We start from the raw sequence: 7,600 nt of genomic DNA on the forward strand, positions 1-7,600 counted from the left end.
CAGAGCTTGATAGCCTAGGAAAGGACTATCAAGACCTAAGACTTAGGGTTGTTGACTTTATGGACCAAATTGATGCCTACAGGAGGATGTCTGTCCTTATGCCTTTAGATGAATTTATTTGGTTCCTATTAAAGGATACTGGATACTATGCCTATGTGGGTGGTCTGGAGATGGGCCAACATAGGCAGAACAATCTTATCCTACTTTTCGAGAGGGCCAGATCCTTTGAAAAAACATCATTTAAGGGCTTGTTTAACTTTGTAAATTATATAGACAGGGTCAAGACTAGGGGGTCTGACATGGGGGAGGCCAAGGAGCTTTCTGAGGATGCAAATGTTGTAAGACTGATGACAATCCATAAGAGTAAGGGCTTAGAATTCCCCCTAGTCATAGTAGCCAAGGCTGATGGTAAATTTAATTTTAGGAGTAGTGACCATAGGCTATCACTCCACCAGGACCTGGGTTATGGACCAAAGATTATAGATAAGTCTAAGAGGATAAATTTCCCAAGCATGGCAAAACTTTATATTGATAAGAAGATTGAATTAGAGCAAGAGGCTGAGGAAATGAGGTTACTTTATGTTGCCATGACCAGGGCCAAGGAAAAATTGGTATTTTTTGCCAATACAGATGACTATAATAAACAGATGGAAGAATGGAAGGCGACTTCAAGAGACAATAATGGTGAGATAGAAGACTATGAAATATTAAATTCAAGGACCTATCTTGACTGGATTATGATGTCCATAGCCAAGCTAGAGGCTAGGGGAAAGGCCCTTGATGCAAGAGGTCAGGAATATGGATATATAGGATATAGGGACACAAATTGGATAATTGCTGTAGAAGACAGGCTAAGAGTCTTTAAGAGGGCCAAGGATATTGAGTCTAGGCTTGAGACTTTATTACCTAGTCAACTTGTGGAGACAAAAGAAGAAAAGTCTGGCCCTGGACATATAAGTGTAAGACCATATCATTTTCAGGCAAGCGCCCTTAAGCCAGCCTCTATATCAGTTTCTGAGGTCAAGAAGATCATAGAAGCAGAAGACCAGACCCAATATGAAAACATGTACATGAGTAGGTCTATACCAGACCTTAAGACGCCTGCCTTTATGCATAGGTCTGAGTCAAAGCTATCCTTTAGTCCAGGTGAAAGGGGAACAATCTTCCACCTAGTGATGGAGCTATTGGACTTTGAAGGCCTATATACTTTGAGGGATGATGACAGGGACCTAAAAGACAAGCTAGATGCTGACCTAGAGGCCCTAGTAGACAAGAATATATTAAGACCGGAAGAGCTCGCAACGGTAAATAGGAAGTGGATAGCTGATTTTGTGAAGACTCCTATTTTTGAAAGACTCAGCCAGGCAGCAGGCCAGGGATTCCTACACAGGGAGACCGCAATTGACTACAATATTAGCCTTACTGAAATATATAAGGATGAATCCATAGATGAAACGGAAAGAATTATGTTGGTTGGTATAGTAGATGCATTTTTTGAAGACCAGGATGGCGATCTGGTCCTAATAGACTACAAGACTGACTATGTAAGTAGGGATAGGTATGGTGCTATAGTGGCTAGATATAAACCACAGCTTGACCTCTATGCCAGGGCCTTGGAGGATATTTCAGGCAAAAGGGTAAAAGAGAAATATATATATCTATTTAGTGTAGGTGACTTAGTTAGTTATGATTAGGAGGTTTATATGAGGATACTTCATACGTCAGATTGGCATCTGGGCAAGACCTTGGAGGGCCATGATAGGCATGATGAACAGGTTAGGTTCTGTGATAATTTAATAGATATTGTGGAAGAAAATCAGGTAGACCTAGTCCTTGTAGCAGGGGATATATACGACAGCTACAATCCTCCCTCAAGTGCTGAGACCCTATTTTATAGGACTATTGAAAGGCTAGCCAAGGGCGGCAAGAGACCAGTCTTTATAATAGCCGGCAACCATGATAATCCTGAGAGGCTAGAATCAGTTAAACCCCTAGTTGAGGGGCTAGGAATTACCATACTAGGCTACCCCAAAAGCCAGGCTAGAAGGGGATCTTATAGGGGGTTTTCCATTGAAGAGGCCCAGCCGGGTTTTACAAAGCTAGCCATAGGTGGCCAGAAAATAAATATAATTAGTCTACCTTATCCAAGCGAAAAAAGACTTAATGATGCATTCGAAGAGGTTGGAGAGATAAATGAAATGCAGGAGACCTATACTAAAAGGATAGGAAGGATTTTTAAGGACTTAGAAGACCATTACAGGGACGATGAGATTAATATAGCCCTTAGCCATATATTTGTAGTTGGGTCAGCTATTTCAGATTCAGAGCGTAGGATAGAGCTGGGTGGTGGCCTTTTAGTTGAAAAAACAGACCTACCTGCTAGGTCCCAATATACTGCCCTTGGCCATATCCATAAGCCACAGAGGATATCCAAGGAATACAGGGCCTACTACTCAGGATCTCCAATCCAATACAGTAAAAATGAAAGGTCTTCATCAAAGTCCGTATATCTGGTTGACCTAGAACCAGGTCAAGAGCCGGATGTAAATCAAGTACTCCTAGACAATTATAGGCCAATATGCCTATTTAGGACCAAAAATATAGACCAGGCTATGGAAATATGTGAGGAAAGGTCAGGACATGATATATTTGCATATTTTGAGATTGAGACCAAGGACAGCATAGACCTAGAGGCTATTAGGAAGATGAAAAAGCTGATGAAAAACATCATCGAAATAAAGCCTATTTTAAAGGGAAGTCAAGACTTGGTGAAAAGGGAAATAGTGGATATAAGCAAGGCCAGCATTAGCCAGTACTTCCTAGACTTCTACAGGGAAGAAAATGGGGGGATGGACCCAAGGCAGGACCTGATAGACCTGTTTAATAAATTGATTAGCAAGGAGGATGTAGACTATGAAACCAATTAGATTAGAAATTGATGGAATAAATAGCTACGCCTCCAAGCAGGTCATAGACTTTGATAGACTTACATCAAGGGGCATATTTGGAATCTTTGGTAAGACAGGGTCAGGAAAGTCTACTATACTGGATGCTATGACCCTAGCCCTATATGGTAATATAGCAAGGGGTAGCAAGGAGTTTATCAATTCAAATAGGGATAAGGCAATAGTATCCTATACATTTGAACTCGGCCTAGGTCAAGATAGGGTCAGGTATATGGTGTCTAGGAGATTTAAGAAAAGTGAAAGATCAGGAAAGACATCTGCTACAAGTGACTATGTAAGGCTTATGTCAATGGGTCAGGACGGAAATTATGAGGTCTTGGCTGATAAGGTCGGAGAGGTAAACAAGCAGATAAAGGCCATTCTTGGACTAGAAGAAGGTGACTTTTTGAAGTCGGTAGTCCTACCCCAGGGTAGGTTTGGTGAATTTTTATCACTGACAGGCAGGGACAGGAGAAATATGCTAGAGAGGATTTTTAATCTTGAAGAGTATGGTACAAACCTAAACCTTACTCTTGCAAGCTATAAAAAGACAGTAGGTGACCAAATTAATATAGTCAAGGCCAAGCTAGCAGAGTATCCAGAGGTTACTAAGGAAGCCCATAAGGACCTAGAAGGTCAAATAAAAGGCCTCGGAAGCGACCTTGAGTCTAGTAAAAAGTTACTAGTAAAAGAGGAAAAAATATATCAAGAATACAAGGAGGTCCACAAGCTTATTCAAGAAAAGACTAGGCTTGATGCCCTAGAAAGGGACCTAATAGGACAAAAAGATGTGATGGAGGACCTAAGGTCTAGGTTGGATACAACAAAAGCCTACCTTGGGCTTGTCGATGATATAAAAAAATTGGAGGACCTAGACATAGAGCTTGAAAGACTTGGAAGTGAATTGGACCTTGGTACAAAAAAATGCCAGGTTGTAAAGAGGGACCTAGCTAGGGAGAAGGAGATCCTACTAGGCCTAAAAAATGAAATAAGGTCTAATATCCAGGAAACAGCCTATAAGAATAAGATAAGAGAAGCCTACCAGCTAGAAAATGCTAAAATAGAGTTGGTCAAAGACAGGGCCAAGCAGGAAGTACTTGTTGAAGAAAATTTAGGCCATATAAGTAAAATTGACAAGATTTTAGAAACTAGGAAGGAAGACCTAAATAAACTTGAAGACCAGATAGGCAATATAATTGATGCCCTGATTGAAGAGGAGAAAATACAGATACCAAGTGATGACCAGCTGATGGATATGAATTCGAACCTACATGATTTAGGGGCAAGTATATCTAAGTACGAGGAACATGAAGTCAGGCACGAGCAATTAAAAGGCAGAAACCGAGAGTGTCAGGACCACTTAAGTCATCTAAGAGAATCATTGAAAGAAAAAGAAAAGGAAATAGGAGACAAAAAGGCAGGGCTTGATAGACTTGTAAAGGAAAATAATGAACTTAGACTGCAAGACCTGGTCAAGGACTTAAAAAAAATACTTAGGGAAGGTGACTACATAGGTCATGCCTGTCCTGTTTGTGGATCAAAAATTGAAAGTATAGACAAGGACCCAGCTAGTAATATAGACCTAGCTACCTACAAGACAAATATAGAAAAAGCCCAGCTAGACCTAGATAGGCTAGTAGAGGAAAGGGATGCTAGGAGATTAGACCTAGGTAGGCTAGAAGTCCAATCGAGTATAGAAAAAGAAGAACTAGATAGACTCAAGCTAGACTTGGAGAAGACGGATATTGAAGTCTTGAAGGCCAAATATAGGGTCCAAAAGGACCAGCTAGAAAGAGATAAGACCTTAAAAGTTCTAAGAGAAGAGGAAATAGCTAGGCTAAACAAGGAAAAGGACAAGGCCAATAGGGCCAAGTCCTCCATAGAAAAAGAACTAAGAGACCTCCTAGTAGACCTGGAATCAAAAAAGACTAAGCTAGACCTGTATAAGGCAAATATAGACAAGCTAGAAGAATCCATAAAGACTTTTGAGGATAAGCTAGGTTACCTTAAAAAGGACCTAGCCATTGACGATATACAGGAAGCCTATGAGGAAATGCAAAGGAAGGAAGAGGCCTTTGATAGACTTAACAAGGATATACGTGGTCAAGAGGAAAAAATAGAGGGGCTTAGGCATGAAGAGACAAGGCTAGTTGACCACTGCAAGGACCTCACGGGCCAAATAGACCTGGCAAGTGTGAAGAAGGAGACTATCCTATCAAGAGAAGAACTTAAGAACATTGATAGGCTAAGGAAGGAAGCTCTAAGCAAGGATGAATATGATAGGTCCATAGTTAGGCTTGATGACTACGATAAAAATATACTAGAAGTGGGTCATTCCATAAGGCTGGTTATAGAGAGTATAGGAGGTAGGACCTTGGAAGAGGGGGCCATGCTGAGACAAAAAGACCTGTGTAAGGACTTAGAAGAAAGGATAGACCTCTTAAAGGACAAGCTTTCAACCCTTAGCTACCAGTACAAAAAGATGGGAGAAGACCTTGAACTAGTTGCTAGCTTCCTGAAAGACCTGGCCAATTACCAGGCAAGTATGGACTCTATACTAGAACTTGAAAGGGTATTGAGGGGAAATAAATTCGTAGAGTATCTTGCCCAAGCCTACTTACAAAATATAGTCTATGATGCATCGCAGAGGTTAGACCTAATCACAAGTGGTAGGTATGCCCTAGAAATAGATGGTGACTATGCCTTTGTAATAAGGGACAACTATAAGGGAGGTCTAAGGAGGTCTGCGGATACCTTATCAGGAGGGGAAAACTTCCTGGTATCCCTATCATTGGCCCTTGCCCTATCTTCACAGATACAGCTAAAGGGAAGCGCTCCACTTGAATTTTTCTTCCTTGATGAAGGCTTTGGAAGCCTTGATAGAGACCTATTAGATATAGTTATGACATCTCTTGAAAGACTTCAGGGAGAAAATATGAGTGTGGGTATAATAAGTCATGTGGAAGAACTGAAGAATATGATACCTGTTAAGCTAGAAGTAGACTTTGATGAAATAGAATCATCTTCAAAAGTTAAGCTTTCATGGTAAAATGAAGTTACTTGTGATATAATAAAGAATAATGTTAAGATAAATTTCAATAGTAGGAGAGTGGTTTTATTGGATTCTGGTAGTTTATGGATTCAGATTCTAGTTTTAATAGGGTTAATAATAATATCTGCATTTTTCTCAGCATCTGAGACAGCGGTAATGTCAGTCAGCAAGGTGAGGATTAGGCACCTAAAGGAAAATGGCGTAAAAGGCGCTAGTGTATTAGAAAAGTTAATAGACCAGCCTAAAAAATTGCTAAGTTCAATTTTGGTGGGCAACAATGTGGTAAATATAGCTGCAACATCCATATCTACATCTCTATTTATGAGTATATTTGGGAATCAGGGTATAGCAATGGCTACACTTGTCATGACCGTATTGGTATTGGTTTTTGGAGAGGTTACACCAAAGACACTTGCAGCCAACAATAAGGAGAGGATATCCCTGGCCTTTGCCAAGATACTTAGGGTAGTTATAATAGTTCTTGCACCATTTGTATTTATTATAAATATAGTCACTACCATAATATTCAAGATATTTAGGATAAAGGATGATGATCCAAAGTCCCTAGTAACTGAAGAGGACCTAAAAATTATGGTTAATGTAGGCCATGAAGAGGGTGTTCTTGAGCATGAGGAGAGAGAAATCATCAATAATGTGTTTGAATTTGGTGATATGAAGGCTGAGGATGCCATGGTACAGAGGGTAGACATGGTAGCCATAGATGTAGAGGCTAGCTATGAGGACATACTTGAAATCTTTAAGAAAGAAAAGATTAGTAGGATGCCTGTCTACAAGGAAAATATAGATGATATAATAGGTATCTTGAATATAAAGGATATAATATTCTTGACCGATGAAGAAGAGGAAAGCTTTGATGTTGAAAAGTATATGAGAGAGGCCTTCTTTACATATGAGTTTAAGAAGATATCCCAGCTTTTGGAGGAAATGAAGCTGGCCAAGACCCAGATAGCCATAGTGCTTGATGAGTATGGTGGTACATCAGGCCTACTGACAATAGAGGACCTAGTTGAAGTCTTGGTAGGAGATATAGAGGATGAGTACGATGAGGATGAAGAGGAAATTGTAAAGGTTGCTGAAAACGAGTATATAGTTGATGGAGGAACTAAGTTAACTGATGTAAACGAGTACCTATACAATGAATTAGAGTCTGACGAGTTTGACTCTATTGGTGGTTATATCATGGGTTATATTAATGGTCTACCAGAAGAAGGTCAAGAGATTGAGCTAGATGAATCTACCAAGGTCAAGATACTGTCTCTTGATAAGAATAGGATAGAAAAGCTCCAGATATTTGCTAAGGAAATTGAAAAAAATGATGATGAAATTTCATTTAAGGAGTACATAGAGAAAGAAAATAATAAGGACAATGACTAGTCCTTAGGGGATTACTTTACCCGACTATAAAAGCAGGCTTTTAAAATATGGCCTGCTTTTTAAAAGTCTTATTTAAGGGGCTTGACCTATGTTTATTGGACCTCAATCTTGTTTAGAAATACTATTTTACTAGATGATAGGACGGTGGTTATTATAAATATAATAGTTGATTTTCGAATGGATAATGAAATTAGAAATAGTCTGTTGG

At 39.6% G+C, this 7,600-nt stretch carries 4 protein-coding genes; all 4 read left to right on the forward strand.

Annotated features, from left to right (window positions below; translation table 11 throughout):
* Nucleotides 1-1,694, forward strand: a 1,694-nt coding sequence (locus tag ACW6OJ_RS06830) for a 3'-5' exonuclease (RefSeq protein WP_456096110.1), incomplete at its 5' end; no start/stop codon positions are given.
* Nucleotides 1,695-1,703: 9 nt separating this feature from the next.
* Complete coding sequence (locus ACW6OJ_RS06835; RefSeq protein ID WP_455105316.1) at nucleotides 1,704-2,927, forward strand: metallophosphoesterase family protein; 1,224 nt, start codon at nucleotides 1,704-1,706, stop codon at nucleotides 2,925-2,927.
* Nucleotides 2,914-5,994: an AAA family ATPase gene (locus tag ACW6OJ_RS06840; RefSeq protein WP_455105317.1), complete on the forward strand. Its 3,081-nt coding sequence runs from the start codon at nucleotides 2,914-2,916 to the stop codon at nucleotides 5,992-5,994. Before ACW6OJ_RS06835 ends, ACW6OJ_RS06840 begins: the two co-directional genes overlap by 14 nt.
* A gap of 60 nt (nucleotides 5,995-6,054) precedes the next feature.
* Nucleotides 6,055-7,392 carry an HlyC/CorC family transporter gene (locus ACW6OJ_RS06845; RefSeq protein WP_455105318.1) on the forward strand — a complete coding sequence of 446 codons (1,338 nt, stop codon included), beginning with the start codon at nucleotides 6,055-6,057 and terminating at the stop codon, nucleotides 7,390-7,392.
* The last annotated feature ends 208 nt before the right edge of the window (nucleotides 7,393-7,600 follow it).

It is taken from the genome of Peptostreptococcus sp., assembly GCF_977045075.1.